This is a genomic window from Aquibium microcysteis, assembly GCF_014495845.1.
Taxonomy (GTDB): domain Bacteria; phylum Pseudomonadota; class Alphaproteobacteria; order Rhizobiales; family Rhizobiaceae; genus Aquibium; species Aquibium microcysteis.
Map to the genome: position 1 here is coordinate 4003327 of NZ_CP061080.1, position 25972 is coordinate 4029298.

The 25972-nt window shown below is 68.3% G+C and carries 25 protein-coding genes; 17 read left to right on the plus strand and 8 right to left on the minus strand.

Features of this window, described 5'->3' with window-relative positions; genetic code table 11:
- Positions 1 to 27: 27 nt before the first annotated feature.
- A complete protein-coding gene (locus IAI54_RS18650) occupies positions 28 to 834 on the minus strand; it encodes a lytic murein transglycosylase (protein ID WP_187968616.1) in 807 nt (268 codons plus the stop codon).
- A gap of 293 nt (positions 835 to 1127) precedes the next feature.
- Entirely contained in the window at positions 1128 to 2087 is a 960-nt protein-coding gene (locus IAI54_RS18655) for a bifunctional helix-turn-helix transcriptional regulator/GNAT family N-acetyltransferase (RefSeq protein WP_187968617.1), read from the minus strand.
- Positions 2088 to 2205: 118 nt separating this feature from the next.
- Between IAI54_RS18655 and IAI54_RS18660 the strand changes: the two genes are divergently transcribed.
- The 7 genes from IAI54_RS18660 to IAI54_RS18690 all read left to right on the plus strand — a co-directional run bounded on the left by IAI54_RS18660 (position 2206) and on the right by IAI54_RS18690 (position 7554).
- Entirely contained in the window at positions 2206 to 3201 is a 996-nt protein-coding gene (locus IAI54_RS18660) for a zinc-binding metallopeptidase family protein (RefSeq protein WP_187968618.1), read from the plus strand.
- A 104-nt stretch (positions 3202 to 3305) separates the two neighbouring features.
- Positions 3306 to 4094 (plus strand): alpha/beta hydrolase, encoded by a 789-nt coding sequence (locus tag IAI54_RS18665; protein ID WP_187968619.1) that lies wholly within the window; start codon positions 3306 to 3308, stop codon positions 4092 to 4094.
- A gap of 314 nt (positions 4095 to 4408) precedes the next feature.
- On the plus strand, positions 4409 to 5989 hold the full coding sequence (ffh, locus tag IAI54_RS18670) for a signal recognition particle protein (RefSeq protein ID WP_187968620.1): 1581 nt from the start codon (positions 4409 to 4411) through the stop codon (positions 5987 to 5989).
- Between the two features lie 13 nt (positions 5990 to 6002).
- Positions 6003 to 6359 carry a chorismate mutase gene (locus IAI54_RS18675; protein ID WP_187968621.1) on the plus strand — a complete coding sequence of 119 codons (357 nt, stop codon included), beginning with the start codon at positions 6003 to 6005 and terminating at the stop codon, positions 6357 to 6359.
- Between the two features lie 52 nt (positions 6360 to 6411).
- Positions 6412 to 6801 carry a 30S ribosomal protein S16 gene (gene rpsP, locus IAI54_RS18680; RefSeq protein ID WP_187968622.1) on the plus strand — a complete coding sequence of 130 codons (390 nt, stop codon included), beginning with the start codon at positions 6412 to 6414 and terminating at the stop codon, positions 6799 to 6801.
- 159 nt (positions 6802 to 6960) lie between these two features.
- On the plus strand, positions 6961 to 7227 hold the full coding sequence (locus IAI54_RS18685) for a ribbon-helix-helix domain-containing protein (protein WP_187968623.1): 267 nt from the start codon (positions 6961 to 6963) through the stop codon (positions 7225 to 7227).
- A gap of 93 nt (positions 7228 to 7320) precedes the next feature.
- Positions 7321 to 7554, plus strand: coding sequence for a type II toxin-antitoxin system RelE/ParE family toxin (locus tag IAI54_RS18690; protein ID WP_210321148.1), 234 nt, complete (start codon positions 7321 to 7323; stop codon positions 7552 to 7554).
- 43 nt (positions 7555 to 7597) lie between these two features.
- Here the strand turns inward: IAI54_RS18690 and IAI54_RS18695 are convergent, their stop codons facing one another.
- The gene (locus tag IAI54_RS18695; RefSeq protein ID WP_187968624.1) at positions 7598 to 8209 is read right to left on the minus strand and encodes a TetR/AcrR family transcriptional regulator; all 612 of its coding nucleotides are present in this window, start codon (positions 8207 to 8209) and stop codon (positions 7598 to 7600) included.
- Positions 8210 to 8325: 116 nt separating this feature from the next.
- Here IAI54_RS18695 and IAI54_RS18700 point away from each other — a divergent pair, with 116 nt between their 5' ends.
- From IAI54_RS18700 to IAI54_RS18725, 6 genes are all read left to right on the plus strand, one after another.
- Positions 8326 to 8787 carry a (2Fe-2S)-binding protein gene (locus IAI54_RS18700; RefSeq protein ID WP_187968625.1) on the plus strand — a complete coding sequence of 154 codons (462 nt, stop codon included), beginning with the start codon at positions 8326 to 8328 and terminating at the stop codon, positions 8785 to 8787.
- 2 nt (positions 8788 to 8789) lie between these two features.
- The gene (locus IAI54_RS18705; protein ID WP_187968626.1) at positions 8790 to 11066 is read left to right on the plus strand and encodes a xanthine dehydrogenase family protein molybdopterin-binding subunit; all 2277 of its coding nucleotides are present in this window, start codon (positions 8790 to 8792) and stop codon (positions 11064 to 11066) included.
- An 11-nt stretch (positions 11067 to 11077) separates the two neighbouring features.
- Positions 11078 to 11677, plus strand: coding sequence for a hypothetical protein (locus tag IAI54_RS18710; protein WP_235679096.1), 600 nt, complete (start codon positions 11078 to 11080; stop codon positions 11675 to 11677).
- A 167-nt stretch (positions 11678 to 11844) separates the two neighbouring features.
- On the plus strand, positions 11845 to 12990 hold the full coding sequence (locus IAI54_RS18715; protein ID WP_187968628.1) for an efflux RND transporter periplasmic adaptor subunit: 1146 nt from the start codon (positions 11845 to 11847) through the stop codon (positions 12988 to 12990).
- A 16-nt stretch (positions 12991 to 13006) separates the two neighbouring features.
- Positions 13007 to 16186, plus strand: a complete 3180-nt coding sequence (locus IAI54_RS18720) for an efflux RND transporter permease subunit (RefSeq protein ID WP_187968629.1) — start codon at positions 13007 to 13009, stop codon at positions 16184 to 16186.
- Between the two features lie 90 nt (positions 16187 to 16276).
- Positions 16277 to 16435, plus strand: a complete 159-nt coding sequence (locus IAI54_RS18725; protein WP_187968630.1) for a DUF3309 family protein — start codon at positions 16277 to 16279, stop codon at positions 16433 to 16435.
- Positions 16436 to 16470: 35 nt separating this feature from the next.
- Here IAI54_RS18725 and IAI54_RS18730 read toward each other — a convergent pair whose 3' ends face one another.
- Entirely contained in the window at positions 16471 to 17430 is a 960-nt protein-coding gene (locus IAI54_RS18730; protein ID WP_187968631.1) for an NAD-dependent epimerase/dehydratase family protein, read from the minus strand.
- 103 nt (positions 17431 to 17533) lie between these two features.
- Here IAI54_RS18730 and IAI54_RS18735 point away from each other — a divergent pair, with 103 nt between their 5' ends.
- On the plus strand, positions 17534 to 18511 hold the full coding sequence (locus IAI54_RS18735; RefSeq protein WP_187968632.1) for a LysR family transcriptional regulator: 978 nt from the start codon (positions 17534 to 17536) through the stop codon (positions 18509 to 18511).
- Here the strand turns inward: IAI54_RS18735 and IAI54_RS18740 are convergent.
- The 3 genes from IAI54_RS18740 to IAI54_RS18750 form a co-directional block, all read right to left on the minus strand.
- Positions 18406 to 19596 carry an MFS transporter gene (locus tag IAI54_RS18740; protein WP_187968633.1) on the minus strand — a complete coding sequence of 397 codons (1191 nt, stop codon included), beginning with the start codon at positions 19594 to 19596 and terminating at the stop codon, positions 18406 to 18408. The genes IAI54_RS18735 and IAI54_RS18740 overlap by 106 nt on opposite strands.
- A gap of 103 nt (positions 19597 to 19699) precedes the next feature.
- Positions 19700 to 20923, minus strand: a complete 1224-nt coding sequence (locus IAI54_RS18745) for an argininosuccinate synthase (protein ID WP_187968634.1) — start codon at positions 20921 to 20923, stop codon at positions 19700 to 19702.
- 168 nt (positions 20924 to 21091) lie between these two features.
- Positions 21092 to 21961, minus strand: a complete 870-nt coding sequence (locus tag IAI54_RS18750) for a phosphatase PAP2 family protein (RefSeq protein WP_187968635.1) — start codon at positions 21959 to 21961, stop codon at positions 21092 to 21094.
- A gap of 290 nt (positions 21962 to 22251) precedes the next feature.
- On the opposite strand from IAI54_RS18750, the gene IAI54_RS18755 reads away from it, so the two are divergent.
- The 3 genes from IAI54_RS18755 (at position 22252) to IAI54_RS18765 (ending at position 25193) form a co-directional block, all read left to right on the plus strand.
- The gene (locus tag IAI54_RS18755) at positions 22252 to 23775 is read left to right on the plus strand and encodes a glycosyltransferase family 39 protein (RefSeq protein ID WP_187968636.1); all 1524 of its coding nucleotides are present in this window, start codon (positions 22252 to 22254) and stop codon (positions 23773 to 23775) included.
- 14 nt (positions 23776 to 23789) lie between these two features.
- Positions 23790 to 24431, plus strand: a complete 642-nt coding sequence (locus IAI54_RS18760) for a LysE family translocator (protein ID WP_187968637.1) — start codon at positions 23790 to 23792, stop codon at positions 24429 to 24431.
- A gap of 96 nt (positions 24432 to 24527) precedes the next feature.
- The gene (locus tag IAI54_RS18765; RefSeq protein ID WP_187968638.1) at positions 24528 to 25193 is read left to right on the plus strand and encodes an outer membrane protein; all 666 of its coding nucleotides are present in this window, start codon (positions 24528 to 24530) and stop codon (positions 25191 to 25193) included.
- A gap of 36 nt (positions 25194 to 25229) precedes the next feature.
- On the opposite strand, the gene IAI54_RS18770 is transcribed toward IAI54_RS18765, so the two are convergent.
- Positions 25230 to 25940, minus strand: coding sequence for a GNAT family N-acetyltransferase (locus tag IAI54_RS18770; RefSeq protein WP_187968639.1), 711 nt, complete (start codon positions 25938 to 25940; stop codon positions 25230 to 25232).
- Between the last annotated feature and the right edge of the window lie 32 nt (positions 25941 to 25972).

Genomic DNA, 25972 nt, shown 5'->3' on the forward strand with positions numbered 1-25972 from the left:
GGACGTCGCGCCTCGGCGGGCGCGGGTTCACCCGTCGATCTGCTTGCCCATGATGGCGATCGCCTGCTGGTAGACGCTGGCGGCGTTCCAGCCCTGGATCGCGCCGTAGTTGGGCTGGCCGGGCTGGTAGCCGGCGCCGGCGCGCCAGCCGTGGGCGCGCAGGAAGTTCGCGGTGGATGCGAGCGCGTCGGCGCGGGACCGGACGAGATCGATCTTGCCGTCGCCGTCGCCGTCGACGCCGTAGCGCAGAACGCTGCCCGGCAGGAACTGCGTCTGACCGAGTTCGCCATGCTTGGCGCCGACGGAACTGGTCGACACCACGCCGCGGTCGACGAGCTGCAGCGCCGCCATCAGGTGACCCGTGAAGAATTCCGAGCGGCGGCAGTCATAGGCCAGCGTCGCGGTGGCCGAAATCAGGTTGGTGTCGCCCATGTAGCCGCCGAACGCCGTCTCCATGCCCCAGATCGCCAGCAGCGGACCGGCCGGCACGCCGAATCGGGCCTCGAGGTTCGAGAACAGCTGCGCGTTCTGGGCCTTCAGCTTCTTCCCGCGCGAGACGATCGTCGCCGCGCCGCGCACCTGCATGAACTTCTCCAGCGAATACTTGAAGCTCTTCTGGTTGCGATCCGCCGAAATCGTCGAGCTGGAATAGCTGGCGCCCTGGAGGGCCGCGAGGCCGCGCTGGCCGACACCGGCCCTCGATGCCTCCTGCGCCATCGACTGCTTCCAGGCGTCGAAGCCCGACGACGTGTTCCCGCACTGCGCTGCGTGAGCGCCACCGGTCCCCAGCACCACCGCCAGCAGAGCCGACGCGATCAGTTTGCCATTCGGCATCGATTTCCATCTCCTTCTCGAGAGCGACCATCGGTGAATCGGAAAAGCGCGCGGCCGGCCGGCAGGGCCCGGAGACGCACGGTACCGAATCCGCCGACATCAGTAGCAGATCAAAAGCTAGACTATTCTTTGACGCGTTAACGCCGGGTTAGGAAATGGGCGATGTTGACGCAGTTGTGATCGGGCCTGGTACACCGCAGCCGCCACCATGAAGAACTCTGCCGCGAAGAAGAACGGCAACGTCGCAGCTGCCGCGAGGCGCCTGCGTCCGTGCGGGGCAGCGCGGCGAACGGTCAGGAGGCTGCGGTCGCGGTATCCCGGGAGAAATCGAGGTCGAGATCCCAGTTCTGCCCGACGAGATCCCGACCGAAGCTGCGGTGCCGCTCCTCGGCGACCAGCCTGAAGCCGGCCCCCTCATAGATGCGCCGTGCCGAATGCAGGATGTCGTTCGTCCACAGCGTCATGCGGCGGTAGCCGGCCCCGTGGGCGAAGCCGATCGCCTGGCCGACCAGCCTCCTGCCGACACCGAGGCCGCGGGCCGCCGGCTCGACGTAGAGCATGCGCAGTTTCGCCGTGCCCTCGCCGGCATCGACGACGAAGACCGACCCGAGCACCTCGCCGCCGCGGGCGGCCACCCAGCAACCTTCGCGCATCGGGTCGTGCTTCATCACGAAGGCGCCCGCGATCTCGGCGACGAAGCCCTCGAAGCTTCCGTCCCAGCCGTGTTCCTCGTGATAGAGGACTCCATGCCGCGAAATGATGTGGCCGATCTCGCCGATCCGGAACGGCCTGACGATCACGGGCTCCGCCACGGCGACCGGATCGAGAAGACGTCGAATGGTGCGCATCGCTCCCACCAGCGCGTCCGTCTCTCGTCCTGCGAGCGGCGCGACCAGCGCTGCGACCTCCTCGTGCGAGGCTCTGTCGAGCGTCTGGAAGGCAGCAACGCCGGCCGGTGTCAGCGACAGGATCTGCGCGCGGCCGTCGTCGGGGCTGGAGACGCTTTCCACCAGCGCACCGTCGCGCAGCTTCCGCAGCAGCCGGCTGAGATAGCCGGGATCCATGCCGAGATCCGCCGCGAGGTCGGCCGCCGTCGTGCGGCCGCGGCTCCCCAGTTCGTAGAGCAGGCGGCTTTCCGGCAGGCTGTAGGGCGATCGCAGCAGCCCTTCGTTCAGCGCGCCGAGCAGGCGGGTGTAGAACCGGTTGAAGCTGCGGATCTCCGCGATGCCCTCGGCATCCTCCGTCACGACCATCCGTCACCTCCGCTCTTCGAACGATCAGGCACGGGATGGTTGCTTTTGTCAACCATATACGCCCGGAACCGCTTCGACGGTCGCGCGTTGCCCGCCGTCCCCTTCCCTGGAGCCTGCGATGAAACTGTTCTCCTGCCCGGCCTGCGGCAGCCGCCTCTATTTCGAGAACGTCCGCTGTCTCGCCTGCGGCACCGACGTCGCGTTCGCGCCCGAAGAGTCCCGTTTCGTCGCGGTCGGCGTCGAGGCGCCCGCATGCCGCAATGCGACCGAGTGCGGCTGCAACTGGATCGCCGCGCCCGAGCATGACGGCTATTGCCGCGCCTGCGCCCTCAACCGCACCATCCCCGACCTCGTGGTCGACGGCAACCGGGACCGCTGGGCCCGGATCGAGCGCGCCAAGCGGAGGCTGGTCTACGCCTTGCTCGGTTTCGGTCTGGAGGTCCGCCCCAAGGCGGATCCCGACGATGCCGCCGGCCTGGCTTTCGAATTCCTCGCCGATCTGCCGGGCGAACGCGTGCTCACAGGGCATGACGGCGGCCTGATCACGCTCAACGTCATCGAGGCGGACCCTGCCGAGCGCGAGCGCATGCGCCTTGCCATGGGCGAGCGCTACCGGACGCTCCTCGGCCATTTCCGCCACGAAGTCGGTCACTACTACTGGGAACGGCTGATCCGCGACGACCCCGCCGAACTGGAAGCCTTCCGGGCGTTGTTCGGGGACGAGCGCGCCGACTACGGCGATGCTCTTCGCCGGCATTATGACCAGGGTCCGGCGGCCGGCTGGCAGGACGATCACGTCACGCCCTACGCCGCCAGCCATCCCTGGGAGGATTGGGCCGAGACCTGGGCGCACTATCTCCACATCGCCGACACGCTGGAGATGGCGGACGCCTTCGCCATTCCGATCGACCGGATCGACGCCGCCGCCAATGCCGACGCTCCACCGCCCCGCGACGGCATCGACGACGTCCTGCGGCGCTGGCTGGCCTTGACCGAAGTGGTCAACGGCATCAACCGCTGCATGGGGGTGCCCGACCTCTACCCCTTCGTGATCGCGCCGGCCGTTGCGCGGAAGCTCGACTATGTCCGCCTGCTCCTCGACCGGCAGCGGTGAACCGGCGTCCGGTCGAATCGGGCGGCACTGTTGCAGTCCGGTCCTAGCGCTCGCCCGCGAGGACTGAGACGCTCCGTCCGACGATCCATCGTTGGGCGAGATCCATGGCACGACATGCTCGGACGGCGCTTCTGGCGCTTTGGGTTCTGGTCGCGGCAACCGCAGGCACGGCAGCCGGGCCGAAGGTCCAAGGGACCGCGGAAGCGATCGCGACGGCAATGCTGGGCACGCCGGCGCATCCGGATGGACCTGCGTCCGCATCCCGGCTCACGAAGGCGGTCGATTTCGCTTTCGAGATCGTTCGGCCGGAGCGGCCGGACGGCCGAACCATGGTGCTTCTGCACGGCTCGGGCGGCAACGAGACGAGCCTCGTCGATCTCGCCCGGCGCATCGCGCCCCGCGCCACGCTGCTCGGGGTCCGCGGCCGCGTCGTCCAGGACGGCCGGTCGCGGTGGTACCGGCGTCTGACCCCCGTCACCTTCGACCAGGCCGACATCAGGGCCGAATCCGCGGCTTTCGCCGGCTTCCTGAGTCGCACCGCGCCGGCGCTGGGCATCGACCTCGACCGGACCATCTTCCTCGGATACTCCAACGGCGCCAATCTGATCGCAGCGACTGCCCTGCTGCATCCCGGACTGGTGCGCAAGGCTGCCCTCCTGCGTCCGATGTCCGTGCTCGACCAGCCGCCGACGCCGCCGCTCACGGGTGCCAGCCTGCTGATGATCGCCGGCGAGGCCGACCGCACCTATGCGCCGTTCGCGCCGGCGCTGGAGACTCTTCTGGAAAGCTGCGGCGCCGTCGTGGACACGCGGTCCATCTCTGCCGGCCACCTGATCGGCGAGGAGGATGCGCGGATCGTGGCCGAGTGGCTGGCGGCCGCGCCGCCGCGCTGATCCTCGCCGGCGGAGGGGCAGGAACCACTGCCTTGCGAACGGAAGAACCGGCAAAACTTGACTCCCGGCCCGTTTTGCTGTCTAGACCCTCGCAAATCCGCGACGAGTTGAAGACTCCGAGCAGCCGACCGGGACGCCAAGCGGCATAGATCGATCCCGGAGGCCAACACCCGGCAGCGCGAAGCGCCCCCGGGTGCTTTTTGGCTTTGGGCGGTTCGGTACGGGGACAGTTCGCCTGTTTCCGGCATTTCATCCCGGGCGCGGACGCATTACCTCTCGGGCATCGTGCCGATGCAAGAGACTGAGGAAACCGGATGTTCGAATCCCTCCAGGAGCGCCTTGGCTCCATCCTGAACGGGCTGACCGGCCGCGGCGCCCTCTCCGAGGCGGACGTCTCGGCGGCGCTGCGCGAGGTTCGCCGCGCGCTCATCGAGGCCGACGTGGCGCTCGACGTCGTGCGCTCCTTCGTCGAGAAGGTGCGCGAGAAGGCGGTCGGCGCGGCGGTCCTGAAGTCCATCAAGCCCGGCCAGATGGTCGTCAAGATCGTCCATGACGAACTGGTCGCCATGCTCGGCGAGGAAGGCAAGGCGATCGACCTCAACGCGCCGGCCCCGGTCGTCATCATGATGGTCGGCCTGCAGGGCTCCGGCAAGACGACGACGACCGGCAAGATCGCCCGGCGGCTGACCGAGCGCCAGGGCAAGAAGGTCCTGATGGCCTCGCTCGACACGCGCCGCCCGGCCGCGCAGGAGCAGCTGCGCCAGCTCGGCGAGCAGGTGAAGGTGGCCACCCTGCCGATCATCGCCGGCCAGTCGCCGGTCGACATCGCCAGGCGCGCCGTTCAGGCCGGCAAGCTCGGCGGCCATGACGTCGTCATCCTCGACACCGCCGGCCGCACCCACATCGACGAGCCGCTGATGGTCGAGATGGCCGACATCCGCAAGGTGTCGTCGCCGCACGAGATCCTGCTGGTGGCCGACGCGCTGACCGGCCAGGACGCCGTCAACCTCGCCCGCAACTTCGACGAGCGTGTCGGCATCACCGGCCTCGTGCTGACCCGCATGGACGGCGATGGCCGCGGCGGCGCGGCGCTGTCGATGCGCGCCGTCACCGGCAAGCCGGTCAAGCTGATCGGCGTCGGCGAGAAGATGGACGCGCTGGAGGAGTTCCATCCCAAGCGCATCGCCGACCGCATCCTGGGCATGGGCGACATCGTCTCGCTCGTCGAGAAGGCCGCCGAGACCATCGACGCCGAGAAGGCGGCGGCGATGGCCAGGAAGATGCAGTCCGGCAAGTTCGACCTGAACGACCTCGCCGAGCAGCTGCGCCAGATGCAGAACATGGGCGGCATGGGCGGCATCATGGGCATGATGCCCGGCATGGGCAAGATGAAGGACCAGATGGCCTCGGCCGGCCTCGACGACAGGATGTTCGGGCGCCAGCTCGCCATCATCTCGTCGATGACCAAGGCCGAGCGCGCCAATCCGGACATCCTGAAGCATTCGCGCAAGAAGCGCATCGCGGCGGGCTCGGGCACCGACGCCGCCGAGATCAACAAGCTCCTGAAGATGCACCGCCAGATGGCCGACATGATGAAGGCCATGGGCGGCAAGGGCAAGGGCGGCGGCATGATGCGCGGCCTGATGGGCGGCATGGCGCAGAAGATGGGCCTCGGCGGCCTGATGGGCGGCGGCCCGATGGGCGGAATGCCGGACCTGTCGAAGATGGATCCGAAGCAGCTCGAGCAGCTGAAGAAGCAGGCGGAAGCGGCCGGTCTCGGCGGCCTGCCGAAGGGCCTTCCGGGCATCGGCGGCGGCGGCCTTCCGGGTCTGCCGGGCGGACCGCGCCTGCCGGGTCTCGGCGGCGGCTTCCCCGGCCTGCCGAAGAAGAAGTGAGCGGGAGGAAGGCTTGAGCCACGCACACCACACCGACGATACCGCTGCGCGCGCCCGCGAGATCCTCGCCGGCTACCGCGCCTCGATCGACAACATCGACGCCGCGCTCATCCACATGCTGGCCGAGCGCTTCCGCTGCACCAAGGCCGTCGGCGTGCTGAAGGCGGAGCATGGCCTCCCGCCCGCGGATCCGAGCCGCGAGCAGCAGCAGATCGAGCGCCTGCGCCGGCTGGCGAAGGATGCCCAGCTCGACCCCGACTTCGCGGAGAAGTTCCTCGCCTTCATCGTGAAGGAAGTGATCCGCCACCACGAGATGATCGCCGCGGCCTCGGCCTCGGCCGACCAGGACAGCGCCCCCGCGGGCGCGTGACGAACCGGCCGCAAGGCCATCGAAGACAGACAGGACATCAGGAGAAAGAACAATGTCGCTGAAGATCAGACTGGCCCGCGCAGGCTCCAAGAAGCGCCCCTACTACCACGTCGTCGTCGCCGACGCCCGCTCGCCGCGCGACGGCCGCTTCATCGAGGCCATCGGCGCCTGGAACCCGATGATGCCGAAGGACGGCGAGCGCGTGAAGATCGACGCCGAGCGCGCCCAGCACTGGATCGCGCAGGGCGCCCAGCCGACCGACCGCGTGCTGCGCTTCCTCGACGAGGCCGGCATCGCCAAGCGCCCGGCCCGCTCGAACCCGAAGAAGGCCGAGCCGGGCAAGAAGGCCCAGGAGCGCGCCGCGATGCTGAAGAAGACCGAGGAGGCGCTCGCCGCCAAGATGGCCGCCGAGCGCGCCGCGTCCGAGGAAGCCGCTTCCTGATCTTCGACCACCCCGGCCGGACGTGCGAACGGCGGGCCTCGGCCCGCCGTTCCCGCGTCGAGGGTCAGGTGCGGGATCGTCCCGGTCCGGGACGGCACCTGCGTGCATCTTGACGATGGTGGGCGGCAGGACGACTATACGGACGACAGGAGCGCCATCATGACCGTGAAGACCGGTGTGAGCCTGACCGAGCGCCACCATGCCTTCGCACTGGCGAAGGTGAAGGAAGGGCGGTTCGCGTCCATCAGCAGCGTCGTCGCCGCCGGAATCGAGCAGATCATGCACGACGAGGAGGAGCGGGAGATCGCCCTCGATGCGATGCGCGAGACGATCACGCAACGCATGTCCCTTCCGCGAGACGAATGGATCGACCTCGAGGAGGATGACCTTTTCGAGCAGGCACGGCAGCGTCTCGCGGCCCGATGAGCCGGAATGGTCTACCGCCTGTTCCGTCATCCCGACGTGGCACGCGACCTGCGCGCCATCGAGGACTTCGTCGCCGGCTAAGCCGGCACGGCGGTGGCGCTTCGCAAGCTCGGCGAGATCGAGCGGTCGTTTCGTCGCCTCGGCGAGAACCCGCACATCGGTTCGATCCGGAACGAGATCCATCCCGGGCTTCGGGCGATACCGACGGCGCGTAAAGGCGTGATTGCCTTCGTCGTCGACGACGAGGCACAGGCGGTTTTCATCGTGAGCGTCACCTACGCCGGAGCGGACTGGTTCGCGACCGTCGCAAACCGCGTCGGTCCATAGCAGGCCGCTAGGCTCACGCTCCGGCCTGCCCTCCGCCCCGTTCCTACCCCTCCACCGCCAGCGTCACCACCCGCACCAGCCCGCGCGCGGCGCGGCGCTGCTGCTGGGGGTCGGGGATGCGCAGCTTCATGCCTTCGAGGCCGTCGATCGTCAGCGAGGCGAGGAGGGTCGGCGACAGGTCGCGCGCGGCGAGGTCGACGCCCGTGCGCGCCACCTCCTCCGCGATCGCGCCGCCGATGGCCCGGCAGAGCCCATCCTTCCAGCGCGCCACGAGATCGGCGGCGAGGTTGTTCTTCATGTCGAGGATGTCGCCCGCATGCGGCGAACCGGCCAGCCGCTCGTGCAGCGAGAAGACCGCGTCCTCCATCAGCCCGGTGAGCCGTTCGCCGAGGTCGCCCGGCTGCGCCAGCGCCCGTTCGGCGGCCGCCACCGACTGGTCCATGATGTCGGCCGCGATCGCGCGGTAGATGTCCGTCTTGTTGCGGAAGGAGAGGTAGAGCGCCGGGCGCGACATCTCGGCTGCCCGCGCGATGTCGTCCATCGTCGTGCGCTGGTATCCGTAGGCGAGAAACACCGACATCGCCCCGTCGAGGATGCGGGCACGCTTGTCGGCCTCGCGATTGCCCGTCTCCGGCGGGCCGGCACTGCTGTCCATCACGTTCCCTGATCGTCCATGACCCTCATTGACAAAATGACGATTTTTGTCAACATGTATCCTCATCCAGGGCCGGAGAACGGCCCCGCACGAGACGACAACGAAGGGTATCCCTCATGCGCCTGACAGTCGACGGCAGACCGATCGAGATCGATGCCGACCCGGAAATGCCGCTTCTCTGGGCGCTGCGCGACCTGGCCGGCGTGCTCGGCCCGAAGTTCGGCTGCGGCATCGCGGCCTGCGGCGCCTGCACCGTCCTGATCGACGGATCGCCCGTCCGCTCCTGCGTCCTGCCGGTCGGCAGCGTCGAGGGCGAGGTCACGACGATCGAGGGGCTCGCGCGGGACGGCACGCTTTCGGTGGTCCAGCAGGCCTGGCTCGACGAGCAGGTCGCCCAGTGCGGCTATTGCCAGGCCGGCCAGATCATGAGCGCGACGGCGCTCCTCGACGAGATCGAGAACCCGACCGACGAGGACATCGACAACGCCATGTCGGGCAATCTCTGCCGCTGCGGCACCTATCCGCGCATCCGCGCTGCCATCAGGCGCGCGGCGGCGACCAGACTGGCGAGGGCCTGACCATGGCGAGCCTCGGCACCATCACCCGCCGCGCCTTCCTGATCGGCGCCGCCGCGGTCACCGGCGGCATCGCCGTCGGCTATTATTACTACCGGCGACCCTATCCCAATCCGCTGGAAGACGACCTCGCCGCGGGCGAGGCGACGTTCAACCCCTATGTGAAGATCGCGCAGGACGGCAGCATCACGGTCATCGCTCCGCGCGCAGAAATGGGTCAGGGCATCTCCACCACCCTGGCAGCCCTTGTGGCCGAAGAACTCGACGTGCCGCTCGCGGCGGTCACCGTCGAGCATGGTCCCGCCTCCTATGCCTACTACAATTCCGAGATGCTGGCGGAAGGCGGACCCTTCCCCTTCTGGGACGAGAGCATCATGTCCGAGGCCGTTCGCGGGGCCATGGGTGGCGTGGGCAAGGTGCTCGGCCTGCAGGGCACCGGCGGCTCCTCCTCCACGCGCGACGGGTTCGACCGGATGCGGCAGGCGGGAGCAGCCGCCCGCCAGATGCTTGTCGCGGCCGCTGCGACGTCGCTCGGCGTCCCCGCCCGCGACCTTGCCACCGGCGGCGGCCGCATCTCCCATGCCGCCTCGGGCCGCTCCCTCGGCTATGGCGATGTGGCGGTCGCGGCTGCGAGGCTCGACCCGCCTGCGGACGTGGTGCTGAAGCGGCCGGCGGACTGGACGATCCTGGGCAGAGCTCAGAACCGCGTCGACATGCGCGACAAGGTCACCGGCGCTCCGATCTTCGGCGTCGACGTCATGCAGCAGGACATGCTCTTCGGCACGGTGCGCATGAGCCCGCGTTTCTGGCAGAAACCCACGCGCGTCGACCTGTCGAAGGCGCAGGCGATGCCGGGCGTGGTCAGGATCGTGCCGATCGACACCACCTACGGCAGCGGGTTCGGCGTCATCGCCGACAACACCTGGGCCGCCTTCAAGGCTGCCGAGGCGATCGAGGTGGAGTGGGGCGAAGCCGACTACCCGGTCGACGGCGCCGCCATGACCGCACGCCTGATCGAGGCGCTCGCCAGCCCCGGCGGAAACGCCGCCCGGGACGATGGCGACGTCGACACCGCCTTCGCCGACGCGCCGGGCGAGCGGCTGGTCGAGGCCGAGTACCAGGTGCCGTTCCTCGCCCATATGTGCATGGAGCCCATGAATGCCACGGCGCGCCTGAAGGACGGCGTTCTCGATGTCTGGTCGCCGAACCAGTTTCCGACGATGACGCGGCAGCTCTGCGCGGCCGTCGCGGGTGTCGAGACCGAAAGCGTCAACATCCACACCACCTCGCTCGGCGGCGGCTTCGGCCGGCGCGGCGAGATGGATTTCTCCCTCTACGCTGCCGCCCTCGCCCGGGAGGCCGACGGCCGTCCGGTCAAGGTCACCTGGACGCGCGAGGAAGACACCCGCCACGATGCCTACCGTCCGGCCGCAGCCGGACGCTTCCGCGCCCGCCTCGGCGCCGACGGCCTGCCCGAGGCGGTCGACATGCGGATCGCTTCGCCCTCCGTCATCGCCGGCATCCTGCGGCGCACCTTCCCGTCGATCTCGCCGATGGGACCGGACAAGGCGATCGTCGACGGCGCCTGCAACCAGCCCTACACGATCCCGCACTACCGCGTGACCGGCATCGAGGCGGAACTGGGCGTGCCGGTCGGCTTCTGGCGCGCCGTCGGCAACTCCTTCAACGGCTTCTTCCACGAGTGCTTCATGGACGAGATTGCCGTTCGGGGGGGCCTCGACCCGGTCGAACTGCGCCGACGCCTGATGAAGGATTTCCCGGCTGCGATCGCCGTCGTCGACAAGGCGGCAGCGATGTCGGCCTGGGGCGCACCGCTTCCTGAAGGCACGGCGAAGGGCTTCGCCTTCACCCTGTCCTTCGGCTCCTGGGTGGCCGAAGTGGTCCAGGTGTCGCAGACCGGCGCCGGACTGCGCATCGACAAGGTCTGGATCGCGGCCGACGTCGGCACCGCACTCGACCCGGGCATCATCGAGGCGCAGCTCGTCTCCGGCGCCGTCTATGGCCTCTCGGCCGCCATGGGCCAGGAGATCACCTTCGCCGACGGGATGGTCGAGCAGTCCAATTTCCACGACCACGATGCCATGCGCATGCACCAGTGCCCGGACTTCGAGGTCGCGATCCTGGAGAACTTCCACAGGATGGGTGGCGTCGGCGAGATCGGCACGCCGCCGGCTCTCCCTGCTCTCGCCAATGCCGTCTTCGCCCTGACGGGCAAACGCATCCGCAGCTTGCCGCTGTCGAAGGAGGTCGCCTTCGCATGAGGCGCGCGATATTGCTGACAGTCACTGCCATCCTGCTCGCGGGCGCTGCCGGCGCCCAGGAAGCGGCGTCACCCGCGCCGATGCCGACCGTCGAGGCGTCCCCCGTCGATCCTGCCGCCGGACTTGCCGCCTGGGAAGAGATCCATGCCGTCCTGTCCCATCCGCGCTGCGCCAACTGCCACGTCGAGGACGAGCGTCCGCGCTGGTCGGGCGCCCACTACGGCGCGACCCGCGTGCATGCCTTCAACGTGATGCGCGGTGCCGACGGATCCGGCTTCGGCAATCCCGGCCTGCGCTGCACGACCTGCCATTTCGAGAGCAATTCCAGCGTCCTGCACGGCCCGCCGGGAGCCCCGGGCTGGCATCTGGCGCCGGTCGAAATGGCCTGGTTCGGCAAGAGTTCGGCTCAGATCTGCGCCCAGATCAAGGACCCGCAGCGCAATGGCGGCCGGTCCGTGGCGGACGTGGCCGTGCACGTGCGCGACGACGCCCTCGTCGGCTGGGGCTGGGCGCCGGGACCGGGTCGTGAACCGGCCCCTGGTTCGGCGCAGGAAACCTTCGCCGCGCTGGAGCGATGGAACGCGGCCGGAGCGCCCTGCCCGGTCGAATGAGTATTCGATCAAGAAAACTGACTGTTTCCCGTCTCCACTTTGGAGTACACAGCGCCACGAAAGTGACCGCGGCGGTTGCGGATTGAACGCGACTGTCTTCGGCCCCACATGAGGGCGGCGCATGCGTCGAAGGAACGCCGGTTGCGCAGGCCGCGCAGGAACGGGACATGCCGAAAGTACGTCTGCACAAACTGGCGGCGCTCGTCGTCCTGGGGGCATCCGCCGCGTGGATCCTGACCGGTGAGTTCTCCTCCGTCGGAAGCGCCCAGTCCGGGAACTCGCCCCCGGCGGCGGGCAGCCCCGACACGCCGGACGCAGGACAGCGCCCCATCCGCACCGTCGGCGTCGTCACGCCGCCACGTCGCGAGCATGCGCGTGCCATCCGCATTTCCGGCACCACGGAGGCAAACCGCCGCTCCACGCTCGCGTCGCGCACCGCAGGCATCGTGGCGGAACTGCCTGCTCGTCAGGGGACGATGGTATCCGCAGGCGACATCGTCATGCGTCTGGACAGCGAGGACAAGCGTTCGGCGGTCGAGATGGCCACCGCCGTCCTGGCACAGCGACAGGCCGAACTCGATGCCGCCGAAAGGCTCGCCTCGACCGGCAACGTGGCCCGGCTGCAGCTCGACAGCGCCCGCGCGGCCCTCGCGACCGCTCAGGCACAGCTCGATTCCGCCAATGCCGAACTCGACAGATATTTCCTTCGCGCGCCGTTCGACGGCCTCGTCGATCGCGTTTCGGTCGAGGAGGGAAGCGCGATCGCGCAGGGGGCGGAGGTCGCCACCGTCCTCGACCTGGATCCGGTTCTGGCAGTCGGCCAGGTGAACGAGCAGGATCTGGACGACCTGAAGCTTGGCGAAGCGGCCGACATACGCCTGGTCGGAGGCAAGGTGGTGCAAGGCACCCTGCGCTATGTCAGCCGCGACGCCTCCGTCCAGACTCGCACCTATGCCATCGAGGTGTCGGTGCCCAACGCCGACCGCTCGATCCCGGCCGGCATGACCACCGAGATCACGCTGCGATCCGATCCCGTCGATGCGGTCTTCCTGCCGCGGTCCGTGGTGACCCTGTCGCAGGCGGGCGATCTCGGCATCCGCATCGTCGGCCCGGACGACGTGGTCGGCTTCGTGCCGATCGACCTGATCGACGACACGCCGCGCGGTCTGGTGCTCGGCGGCGTGCCCCGTGACGCACGCATCATCGTCGCGGGACAGGATCTCGTGGTGGAAGGCGAGACGGTCAAGCCCGTGGAGGCGGACGCCGAGACCGTTCGCCGCCTGGTCGGCGAGGCCATGGGAACGACGAATTGACGGACGCGCGCTGACCATGGGCCTCGTCGAGTACTCCATACGCCATGCGCGGCTGACGATCTCCATCCTGCTGTTCTTCCTGATCGCGGGCACCCTCGCCTATCGCGGCATCCCCAAGGAAGCCGAGCCGGACGTCCAGATCCCGATCATCTATGTCAGCCTCTCCTACCAGGGCATCTCGCCGGAGGATGCCGAGCGACTGCTGCTGCGGCCGGTCGAGACGCGGCTGAAATCCATCACCGGCATCAAGGAGATGCGCTCCACCGCCTACCAGGGAGGCGGCAACGTCATCGTCGAGTTCCAGGCCGGCGCCGATCTCGACAAGGCGCTGGAGGACGTCCGCAACAAGGTGTCGGACGCCGAGCAGGATCTGCCGCAGGGCGTCGACGAGCCGAGCGTCAACGAGGTCAACATCTCCGAATTCCCGGTGCTGGTCGTGACGCTCGCCGGCGACGTTCCGGAGCGCGCCCTGACGACCGCCGCCCGCGCCTTGCGCGACCGCATCGAGGAGGTGCCGGGTGTGCTCGACGCAGCCCTCCAGGGTGCCCGCGACGATCTCGTCGAGGTGATCATCGATCCGGTGAAGCTCTCCTCCTACGACCTGCGCCTCGACCAGCTGGTCGGCGCGGTCGCGGCCAGCAACTCGCTGGTCGCGGCCGGACAGCTTCAGGGAGAGGAAGGCCGCTACGCCGTCAAGATCCCCGCCCTGATCGAGACGGTGGAGGACGTCGCCAACCTGCCGATCGTCGCCAGCGGCAATGCGGTGGCGCGCGCGCGCGACCTCGCCACCATCCGCTCGACCTTCAAGGACCCGGTGACGATCACGCGCCTCGACGGCAAGCCCGCCATCGCCATCGAGGTGTCGAAGCGCACCGGGGCCAATCTCGTCGAGACCGTCGACGCCGTGAAGGCGGCCGCGACCGATTTCCAGCGGCTCCTGCCGGAGGGCGCGACCGTCGCCTTCAGCCAGGACAAGTCCACCGTCATCCGCCAGCTCCTGGGGGATCTCGAGAACAGCGTTCTCACCGCGGTGATCCTTGTCTTCGTGGTCATCCTCTATTCGCTGTCCGGCCGGGCCTCGATGCTGATCGGCATGGCCATCCCGGCCTCCTTCCTGATGGGCATTCTCTGGCTGTCGCTCGCCGGCTACACGGTCAACATCGTCGTCCTGTTCGCCCTCATCCTGGCGGTCGGCATGCTGGTCGACGACGCCATCATCGTCACCGAATTCGCCGAGCGCCGCATGTCGGAGGGCATGCACAAGCGCGAGGCCTTCGCGCTCGCCGCCCGCCGCATGGCCGGCCCGGTGGTCGCCGCCACCGCCACCCGCGTCGCCGCCTTCTCGCCGTTGCTGTTCTGGCCGGGCATCGTCGGCGAGTTCATGAAGTACATGCCGATCACGCTGATCGTCACGCTGTCGTCGTCGCTGATCTACGCGCTGCTGTTCACGCCCGCGCTCGGCGCGCTGATCGCCAAGCCGACGGTCGAGGCGGAGCACCGGGACGGTTGGTACATGCGCTTCGTGCGCCATGCGGTGCGCCACCCCTTCATCGTCACCTTCGCGACGCTGGCGGCGCTCGTCGCCGTTCCGGCGGCCTATGTCCAGTTCGGCAAGGGCGTCGAGTTCTTCCCCAGCGTCGAGCCGGAATACGGCCTGCTCTACGTCCACGCCCGCGGCAACCTCTCGCTCGCCGAGCAGGATGCGATCGTCAGTCAGGCGGAGAAACGCATCCTCGGCTGGCCGGGCATCGAGACCGTCTACACCCGCGTCGGCCAGACCCAGGGCGGCGGGGCGCAGCTCGACGAGGACGTGGTGGGAGTGATCCAGTACGAGTTCGTCGACTGGCGCGAGCGCAAGCCCGCGAGCCAGATTCTCGACGACCTTCGCATCGCCATGACCGGCATTCCCGGCGCCGAGATCGAGGTTTCGGTGCCCGAGAGCGGGCCGCCCACCGGCAAGGCGATCCAGCTCCGCCTTTCGGCGGTCGATCCCGCAGGACTCGACGAGGCCGCCCGTGAAACGGCGGCCATGCTGCAGACCGTCCCGGACGTCATCGACATCTCCGACGGCCTGCCGCCGCCCGGCATCGACTGGGAACTCGACGTCGACCGCACGAGGGCCGCGCAGTACGGCATCGGCCCCGGCTCCGTCGGAACCGTCGTCCAGCTGGTGACCACCGGGCTGAAGCTCACCGAATACCGGCCCGCGGGATCCGACGATGCGGTCGACATCCGGCTGCGGCTTCCGGAGGACCGGCGCACGCTGTCGGAACTCGACCAGCTCCGGGTGCAGACCGCGCTCGGCGCCGTGCCGATCTCGAACTTCGTCGAGCGCAATCCGGCGCCGCGCACCGGAACCCTGAGCCGCATCGACGGCGTTCGCACCGTCATCGTCGCCGCAGGCATCCGCGAGGGCGTTCAGGCCAATCCGGTCCGCGAACAGGTGATCGCCAACGTCGAGGGCATGAACCTCGACGAACGGGGCATCCGCTGGCGGCTGGCCGGCGAAGACGAGGAGCAACAGGCGGCCGGCGAGTTCCTGTCGAAGGCCTTCGGCGCCGCGATCTTCCTGATCTTCGTTGTTCTGCTCGCGCTCCTGAACAGCTTCATGTCGGTGGCGCTGGTTCTATCGGCGGTGGTCATGTCCACCATCGGCGTGTTCCTCGGACTCATGATCATGGGACAGCCTTTCGGCGTGGTCATGACCGGCATCGGCATCATCGCGCTCGCTGGCGTCGTGGTGAACAACAACATCGTTCTGATCGAGACCTACGACGTGCTGCGCCAGTCCGGCATGGACAAGCTCGAGGCGGTGCTCCAGACCTGCCGCGAACGCGCGCGCCCCGTGGTGCTCACCGCCGTCACCGCGATCCTCGGCGTCCTGCCGATCGCCTTCGGGCTCAATCTGGAGATCCTCAATCACGAGACCACCTACGGCGCGCCGTCCACACAGTGGTGGATCACGCTCTCCAGCGCGATCGTCTACGGCCTCGCCTTCTCCACGGTGCTGACGCTCGTCGTGACCCCGTCCCTGCTGATGATCGTCACCCGAAGCAACGAGTCGCGCCTGTCGGCAAGGCTCGGCCGGATTCTGCCGTGGCGCCGGAGGCGTTCGGCCGCCTCACCGGAAGGACGCCCCGACGAGGAACCAGCGGGAGCGGACGGCCGCGGCAGCTTCCCGAAGGCCGCGGAATAAACCCGCTCGAAGCGGCGGACGAATGGAACCCGCAGGTTACTGGCGCATTTCCGGGCAGCATCTGCACCGCTGTCCCGGAGGGCTCAAGTCATGTCGCTCGGCACCATTCTCATCATCATCCTGATCCTGCTTCTGCTCGGGGCGATCCCGACCTGGCCGCACTCGCGCAGCTGGGGCTACGGACCTTCCGGCCTGCTCGGCGTGGTCGTGATCGTGCTGCTGATCCTGCTCCTGATGGGCAGAATCTGACGGCGGCGGCCGTCGGCGCGCCGCGCCGACGGCTGTCAGGCCGCGCTCGAAACCGGCGATCCGTCGAGATACTGCTCCACCAGCCCTCGGCGGATCGCCTGCACCGGATCGGTGACGGGCAAACGACCCACGAGCGCCTCGAACTTGCGTCCGTCCAGAGAATGCGGCGTGGTCCACAGGTAGGACGCGGCCGCGACCTCGCGCAGCATGGGCATGAAGAGTCCCCCTGCCCGCAGCAGCGGCCATGGAACGCCGCGCCGCTGCAGGCGCCGTCCCAGCGCGAGTTCGGTGGCTGCCATCACCTGGGCTCCGTTCAACGTGTGCCCGGCGAAATGGAAGACGTCGAAGGCCGGTAGTCTGCGCCTCGCTTGTGCCAGACGCACGAAGCCATGGGCGAGATCGGGCAGGTAGGCGAAGGCGCGCGGCGCATCCATCGGGCCCGGCCAGGTGAAGACGTCCTTCTGCAGCTTCCCGAGGATGAAGAGCTCGAGCCAGTTCCCCAGCTTCGTCCCGCCATAGAAATCGCCCGCGCGCAGAACCAGCGTCTGCACGCCCGCCGCTTCGGAACGGCGTCGGAACAGGTTCTCCATCGCGATGTGCACACGCGCCTTCGACGTCGAGGCGACCTGCGGCATCTCCTCCGTCATCCCGAATCGGAGGCCATGGCCGAAATTGTGAATGTTGCCGGGCAGGAGATGGGTGGCGCCCGTCGCTTCGCAGGCGGCGATGACGTTCTCCGCCAGCGGCATCGCCTTCTGTTCCCAGTCCGTATTGTCCGGGTCGAGCGCGTTGAGGACGACGTCGGCGCCGGCGCAGGCCTCGATGAGCGCGGCGCGATCCGCCGCGTCGGCCCTGATCCATTCGACGTCCAGGGGCAGCTGCGCGCCCTTGCGGCCCCGGGCGAGACCCTTGACCTGCCATCCGGCCGAAACGAAAGCCTGGCTCGCAGCGTCGCCGATACGGCCGGCAGCTCCCAGGATGACGATCGTCTTCACGAACTTTCCCTTTTCCCGCGCACACACGGGGAGTGGTAGTCTTTTCGCTCCTGAATGATAATGTCCCAATCATGCATCTTGGATGTTCAGAAATGAATGGGTCATGCTCGACATCGACTGGAACCTGATCCGTAGCTTCGCCGCCGTGGCGGAGACCGGCAGCTTGTCCGCTGCCGCACGGAAACTGCGGGCGAGCCAGCCGACGCTCGGCCGGCACATCACGGAGCTGGAGCAGGTGCTCGACGTGACGCTCTTCCGCCGCGGCCGCGCCGGCTACAAGCTCACCAGGCAGGGGGTCGAGCTTCTCGGCCGCGCCCTGGAGATGCGCGAACAGGCGGAAGCCTTCTCGAGGCTCGCGCTCGGTGCGACGGAAGAAGTCGCCGGCACGGTGCGGATCGCGGCGAGCGAGATGGTCGCCATCTACGTGCTGCCGCCGATGCTCGCCCTCCTCGCCGCCGAGGAACCGGGCATCGAGATCGAGATCGTCGCCTCGAACCTCGTCGAGAACCTGCTCGGCCGCGATGCCGACATCGCCATCCGGATGATCGAGCCGTCGCAGCTCGATCTCGTCGCCAGGAAGGCGGCCGACATCCCGATCGTCGTCTGCGCGGCGAAGAGCTACATCGCGCGCCGCGGCAGACCCGAAGATCCCTCGCAGCTGCTGCAGCACCAGATGATCGGGCTCGATCGCGCGATGGACATCATCAACGGCTTCCGCAATGCCGGCATCCCCATCGACAGGCATGCCTTCCATATCCGCTGCGACCAGCACGCGGTGATCTGGGAGGCGACGCGTGCCGGCGCGGGCGTCAGTTTCCAGCAGCGGCCGATCGTCGAGCGGGCCCCCGAGGTCGAGATTCTCCTGCCCGAACTGGAGATACCGCTGCTGCCGTGCTGGATCGCCATGCACCGCGACCTGCGGTCGAGCGTGCGCATCCGCCGTGTCGCGGACTTCCTGATGGAGTATCTGAAGGCCTACTGCGCCGGGCGTCCGCTCTCGCCGGCTGCCTCGAACTCCGCGGCCCGCGCCAGACCCGCCATCAGGCAGACCACCACCAGCAGGACCGAGACGGCGACGTAGACCGGCGCGAAGCCGAAGCGTTCGCCGACGAAGCCGATCGCCGAAGGCGCCACGAGGATGCCCGAGTAGCCCATCAGCGTCACCGTGCTGAGGGAGGCACCGGACGAGCTTCCCGGCTGGTTTCCCGCCGCCGAGAAGGCGATCGGCACCATGTTGGCGATGCCGAGACCGGCGAAGCCGAAGGCGGCGATGGCGATCCACGGCTCCGTCGAGAAGCCGGCGACCAGCATGCCCGCAGCCGCGACGAGGCTCGAGGCACGCAGCGTGCGCACTGCGCCGAACCGGTTGCGCACCTTGTCGCCGACGAAGCGCATCACCGCCATGGTCGCCGAGAAGGCGGCGAAGCCCAGCCCGGCCGTTGCGAGATCCGCGCCGCGCTCCTCGCGTAGATAGATCGCGGCCCAGTCGAGCACGGCGCCTTCGGGGATCATCGAGAACAGCGCGATCAGCCCGACGAGATAGACGACGGGATTGCGCGGCAGCGAGAACCGGTGCGGGGCATGCGACTCCGGCCGCGGCTCGGTGACCATGAAGCGGACTGCCGCGAGCATCGCCACGAGCGCGATCGCCGTGACGATCACGGCATGCACGCGGTGATCGGTGGCCTGGATGACCGCGCCGCCCGCGCCGCCGCCGATGAAGCCGCCGACGCTCCAGAAGCCGTGCGAGGACGACATGATGGCGCGGCGCATCTGCTTTTCGACTTCCACCGCATTGGCGTTCATCGCCACGTCGGTCCCGCCGATCAGCGCGCCGAGCAGCACGAGCGCGGCGGCCGCCGTCCCGATGCCCGGCGCCAGCGCGACGACCAGCAGGCCGAAGGTGCTGGCGAGGCCGAACAGCTTCACGGTGGCACGCGAGCCGATGCGGCCGATGAGATAGCCGCAGGCCGGCATGGCGATCAGCGCACCGAGTCCGAATCCCAGGATGAGCAGCCCGAGCGAGAACTCGCTGATCTCCAGCCGGTCGCGCGTCACCGGGATCTGCGGCGCCCAGCTGCCGATCAGGAAGCCGTTGACGAGGAACACGGCGGCAACGGCCCACCGGCCGCGGATGGCCTGTTGCATGCGATCGTCGGGCGTCATGAGGAAGGGCTCCGTAGGTCGCAGCTTCTTTAAATCGATTTAGATCGCAGCGAAAGACAAGGGCGGCCAAACCCTTTGGTCCAGCCGCCCGGGGAAACGCGGATCAGCCGCGGCGGTTGCGCGCCGCCAGCGTGCGCAGGCGCAGCGCGTTGAGCTTGATGAAGCCGGCCGCGTCCTTCTGGTCGTAAGCGCCCTGGTCGTCCTCGAAGGTGACGAGCTTGTCGGAATAGAGCGACTTCGGGCTCTCGCGGCCGATCACCATGACGTTGCCCTTGTAGAGCTTCAGCGTCACCTCGCCCTCGACGTCCTTCTGCGACAGGTCGATGGCCGCCTGCAGCATCTGGCGCTCCGGCGAGAACCAGAAGCCGTAGTAGATGAGCTCCGCATAGCGCGGCATCAGCTCGTCCTTCAGGTGCGCCGCTCCCCGGTCGAGCGTGATGCTCTCGATGGCGCGGTGGGCGGCAAGCAGGATGGTGCCGCCCGGCGTCTCGTAGACGCCGCGGCTCTTCATGCCCACGAAGCGGTTCTCGACGAGGTCGATGCGGCCGATGCCGTTGTCGCGGCCGAGGTCGTTGAGCCTGGCCAGCAGCGCAGCCGGGCTCAGCCGCTGTCCGTCGACCGACACCGCGTCGCCGCGCTCGAAGCCCACCTTGATGACCGTGGCCCGGTCGGGTGCGGCCTCCGGAGAGATCGTGCGCATGTGCACGTATTCCGGCGCCTCGACCGACGGATCCTCGAGCACCTTGCCCTCGGAGGACGAGTGCAGCAGGTTGGCGTCGACGGAGAACGGCGCCTCGCCCTTCTTGTCCTTGGCGACCGGGATCTGGTGCTTCTCGGCGAAATCGAGCAGATCCGTGCGGCTCTTGAAGCTCCAGTCGCGCCAGGGCGCGATGATCTTGATGTCGGGGTTGAGCGCATAGGCCGACAGTTCGAAGCGCACCTGGTCGTTGCCCTTGCCGGTCGCGCCATGCGCGATCGCGTCGGCCCCGGTCTTCTCCGCGATCTCGACGAGATGCTTGGAGATCAGCGGCCGCGCGATCGAGGTGCCGAGCAGGTAGACGCCCTCATAGACGGCATTGGCGCGGAACATCGGGAAGACGAAGTCGCGCACGAACTCCTCGCGCACGTCCTCGATGAAGATCTCCTTGATGCCCAGCATCTCGGCCTTGCGGCGCGCCGGCTCCAGCTCCTCGCCCTGGCCGAGGTCGGCCGTGAAGGTCACCACCTCGGCGCCGAGCTCGGTCTGCAGCCATTTCAGGATGATGGAGGTGTCGAGCCCGCCCGAATAGGCGAGCACGACCTTCTTGACGTCTTTCCACTTGCTCATGGGTCTGCCGGTCGCTCGCGATGAGGGCGCCCGTCGCGCCCGTTGAAATCGCCGGAACTAATAGCAGGAAAGCGGCGCCGGGCAAGGTTGCGGATGCCGGTCGCCTGGCGAAGCCGCAGGCGCCGCCCGCACCGGGACCGGCGGGCAGACGCCTGCCACCGCGCGCGATCACATGCCGACGAGCCGTCGAACCCACCGCGACGCGGCCTGCGCAAGCGGCAGCCCGCTGCCTTCGATCCTGCGGTCGATGGCGCGCGCATTCCGTCGCATCCACCGCCACAGCGCCACCGCGACCAGCGCCACGATGAGCCACGACACGACGACGTCCGAGAGGAAGTGTTTGCCGAACGCGACCCGCAGCATCGAGAAGAGGATGGCGACCGGAACCAGCGACCAGAACAGCGGCGTGCGGATCGAGGCCGGCGCCAGCATCACGCAGGACAGCATCGCGGCCGCCGAACCCGCCTCGCCGCTGGAGAACGAGCAGTTGCGTGCGCAGGCATCGACGATCTGCCAGGGAAGGGTGTAGGGTTGCGCGCCACCGAACGGGACGATGTCCTGCGGGCGGGCACGACCGACGACCTCCTTGAGCAGGTTCACGACGAGGCCCGAGCCGATGGCGTAGACGCCGACCACGTAGAGAGCGAGGTGGGATCTCGGCAGCCAGATGGAACGCGCGCCGAAGGCGCGGGCGAGAAGGATCGCCGCCATCGCCGTCAGGACGATGTGCGGGATCTGCCGGTTGATGTCGCGGATTGCGATCAGGATCGGGTCCCGGGCATGCGGGAAGGCACCGCTCGGGGAGGCGAACCAGCTGGAAACGGCAAGATCGATCGACGGCAGGGCGACGAAGAGGAAGCTCGCCGCGATCAGTCCGTAGGCCAGGAAACGCACCGGCTCGCGCAGGACGCCGTCGCGGATGGAAACGGCCTGCCGCCGAAGACCTACCCCCCAGTCGTGGAGGATGCGTCGCCCGCCGCCGGATGGAATCCGGGCGAACGATGGCTTCGATGGTTCGACGACACCCTCATCCGCCAACACGCATTCTCCCCGGTTCGACTGAACGATAGGAGACACCGATGACATCGGGATGATGGCCGGATTACGGTGGCAGCGGATTTGCCGCCGACGCGCCGGCCGATCGACCGCCGCCGGTTAGCGATGGCGCTCGTGCCGGCGAAACGGTAGGAGAGACGGCGCTCCCTGCGATCGAAAGCCGTCGCCATGGTCCTGCCTCCATTCGCACTGTCCTGCAGACCGCCCGTGGGGACCGGCGCAACGGCGAACATCGTGGCGGATGTGCGTGCAGACCGCGGGGCGGTCGTGTCATGACGGCGACGGGCGGTACCGCCGATTCCCCGATCGCGCTTCCCTTCTGGGCTCGCCCGTCGGGCGTGGTGTTCTTCGCCGGCCTCTGGACGGGGGCCTTCCTGTTCATCGCGACGATCCTGCGGTCGAACATCGGCAACGACGATGCACTCGAGGTCTACCAGTCGCAGTCGCTGGAACTCTTCTACCGGGCGCGCAACCCCGCGCTCTACGACTGGATGCTCTACGGGTTGAACGGCACCACCGGATCGCCCTTCGTGTCGGTCGCCATTCTCAACTACGCCTCCATACTGGCCTGCGCGCTCCTGCTCTACAGGCTCGCCCGGCACGTGCTCGCCGATCCGCGCCTGCAGGCGCTTTCGGTCTATTCCCTGGCGCTCCTGTGGGTCGTTGCCTACGACAGCCATCGCATCCTCACCCACACCAATCTCAACATCGTCGTCATCGCGGCCACGCTCCTCACCCTCCACGCGCTGGGACGGAAACGGACGGTGGCGGGATATCTGCTGCTCGGCCTGCTCTTCGTCGTCGGCATGCTCGCGAAATATGCCTATGGCGTGTTCTTCGGCGCACTGGTCGCCGCAGCCCTGCTGGAGAGCCACTACAGGCGCGTGATCCTCGATCCGCGCTTCCTGTTGACGCTCCTCGTCGCGGCGACGCCTTTCGCGGTCCTGGCGAGCCTCTACGCCGACGAGCTTCGAACCATCGCCACCACCGTCGACGGGGTCGTCCAGACGGGAACGCAGGCCCCCTTCATCGACAAGCTGGCAGCGCTTGCCGCCGCCTTGGTCGGCTATCTGCTGCCCTTTCTGGTCGTCTACGGCGGCGCGTTCTTCCTGCGGGACACCGCGCCGCCCTCGCCGCACCGACCCGGAGATCCCTTCCTGCGCCTGCTCGGCATCATGCTCCTCATCGCCATGTTCGCGATGATCGTCTGGGCCTTCGTCGTCGGCAGCACGCAGCTGCGGTCGCGCTACATGCACGGCGTCTGGCTGCCGGCGCCGCTTTTCTTCATGATGCTGCTCGACCGTACCGCCCATCCGCCGCGCGCCTTCCGGTCGTTCCTGACGGCAACGGCCGTCATCACCGGCGTCGTCGTGGCCATCTACGTCGGGTCGCGGCTGGCGCCCTCGGAGGCGCTCTGCGGCAGCTGCCGCCCCAGCATCCCCTACCAGCAGCTCGGCGATGCGCTCGAGGCCCGCTACGGGCCGTCCCCCACGCTGGTCGGCTATTCCGCCGTCGACGCCGGCTATCTGCGGGCTGCGGTGCCGGGAGCACGCACCCTGCCGCTGGAGGAGCATCCCTACCGCCCGCCCGCCCGCGGCGGCGGCGACTGTCTTCTGGTCTGGGAGGCGACGTCGCGCGGACAGGACCGGCTCGCCGACGCGATGGCCGGCCGCGGACTTCCGCTCCTCCCCGACGAGGAGCTGACCGTCGACTGGTGGGCGCCGCTCTTGCCCTACACCCGCCAGACGTCGTTCCTGATCCAGAGGCTTTCTCCCGATTCCGCGCTTTGTGAGTAGGAGCACCCTTCGCCATGGCCTTTCTCCCGGATGCCGCCGTCTTCGCCCAGTTCGCGGTCGCCACCTTCATCATCGCCATCACGCCCGGCCCTGACATGACGCTCTTCGTCGGCAGGGCGCTGTCGGAGGGCCGGGCCGCAGGTCTCGCCTGCATGGCCGGCGCGCTGACGGGCTGCGCCATCCACACCACCCTGGTGGCGCTCGGCCTTTCCGCGCTCATCGTCGCGTCGCCGCAGGCCTTCCTCGTCCTGAAGATCGTCGGCGCGGCCTATCTGATCTGGCTCGCATGGCAGGCGATCCGCAAAGGCTCGGCCTTCTCGCCGGACATGCACCGGCGGAAGGCGCGGCCGCTCTGGCGGAACTGGGCAACGGGGATCGGCATCAACCTTCTCAACCCCAAGATCATCCTGTTCTTCATGACCTTCCTGCCGCAGTTCGTCTCGGCCGACGACCCGCACGCGGCCGGAAAGCTCCTGTTCCTCGGCCTGTCCTTCATCCCGCTCTCGCTGCCGGTCACCATCCCCATGGTGCTTGCGGCCGACGGCTTCGCCGGCCTGCTCTCCCGCAGCCCGCGCGTCACCCGCGTGATCGACTGGCTCTTCGCGGGCGTCTTTTCGGCCTTCGCGCTGAAGATCCTGACCGCCCAGGCGCGGTAGCGTTCTCCCGTCCCCGGCACATGTTGCAGTCATGCAACTTGTTGGACGCCCGCTGTCCTGCTACCAACGACCTGCGGCGGGATTCGAGGAGTTAACATGCTGAAACTTTTGTGTGCCTCGGCGGCACTGGTCGCGCTCGCCTCGGGCGCGCAGGCGCAGAGCTACGAATGGAGCGGCCTCTATCTGGGCGCCGAAATAGGGGCAGGCCGCTCGGCGGTCAGCTTCGATGCGTCCGCTACCGACTACGCCGGCAATCATGACGGGGACGCCATGATCGGCGGCGTCTTCGCCGGATACGACTGGCAGTTCGGCCGCTTCGTCTACGGTCTGGTCGGTGATGTCGATGCCGTCCATTCGGCTGATCTCGCCTTCGGCGATCCGGATGCGCTCACCGGCGGCAAGGGCGAGGCCTACACCTACGACATGGACTGGGTCGCCACGGCCCGCGCCAGGCTCGGCTACGCGCCGACCGAGCGCCTGCTGATCTACGGCACCGGTGGCATGGCGGCAGGGCATTTCGAGGCGACGAGCTATTCCTACCCGACCTTCGGCTCGCCCTCGGCCGCGGATTACTCCGGCGTCAAGCTGGGCGGCGTCCTCGGTGCCGGCATCGATTACGCGCTCCCGAACGACTGGACGCTGAAGGTCGAGTATCTCCACTACGAATTCGAGTCGTTCACCTTCGGTGGCGACGGCGTCCCCGACACCGTCTTCAATCCGAAGCTCGACGCGGTGAAGTTCGGCCTCGCCTACCGCTGGTGAAGTTCGGCCATCCCTGCCGATTCTGAGGCCGCGGCCTCAGCGGGAACCGGCCGGCTTCCAGCCGGCCGCGGTGAGATGGTCGACGACGTGGCGGGAGGCCACCCCCGGTCCCGTGAACACCGGCGGCTCGACCATGGCGGTCATGCGCTGCCGGAACTCGTCGAGCGTCATCGCGAAGAGCATCTGGTCGACCCGCTCTCCCGTCCGCCCGTCGATGCGGTGCGACTTCAGCTCGCCTTCCAGCCGCAGCATCCCGATCCGGCAGGCGGCGACCGCGGCGCGGTTGCGCGACAGGGGCGCGAAGGTCAGCTTCTCCAGCTTGCGCTCGGTGAAGACGTGCCACATCAGCACCCGCGTCGCGTCGTAGACGACGTCCATCCGCCGGTGCTCTCCCTCGCCGATGACGACATGTGCCGATCCCAGCCTGTGGCGGAGGTCGACGTCGACGAAGAGCAGGCCGAGAGGCTTGCCGCCGGCCAGGTCGCTGATGAGGATCAGATTGCGGCGCAGGTTGTCGAAGCTGGCCACATAGGCCCGGAAGGCATCCAGCCCCATGGCGCTCTGTGGGGCGTTCAGACCCTCCATGATCGCCGGATCGCTCAGCCATTCGGCGATGCCGGGAGTGACCGCGTCAGCGCGCAGGGTCTGGAGCCGGACGAGCGCTCCGCTCCGGTCGACGGCGACGGGCTTCAGCTTCATCGCCGCCAGCGGCGTCACGAGCGGCATCTGGCGAGGCGGTTTGGGCATTTTGGGCATGTTGGCGATATGCCGCCCGCAGC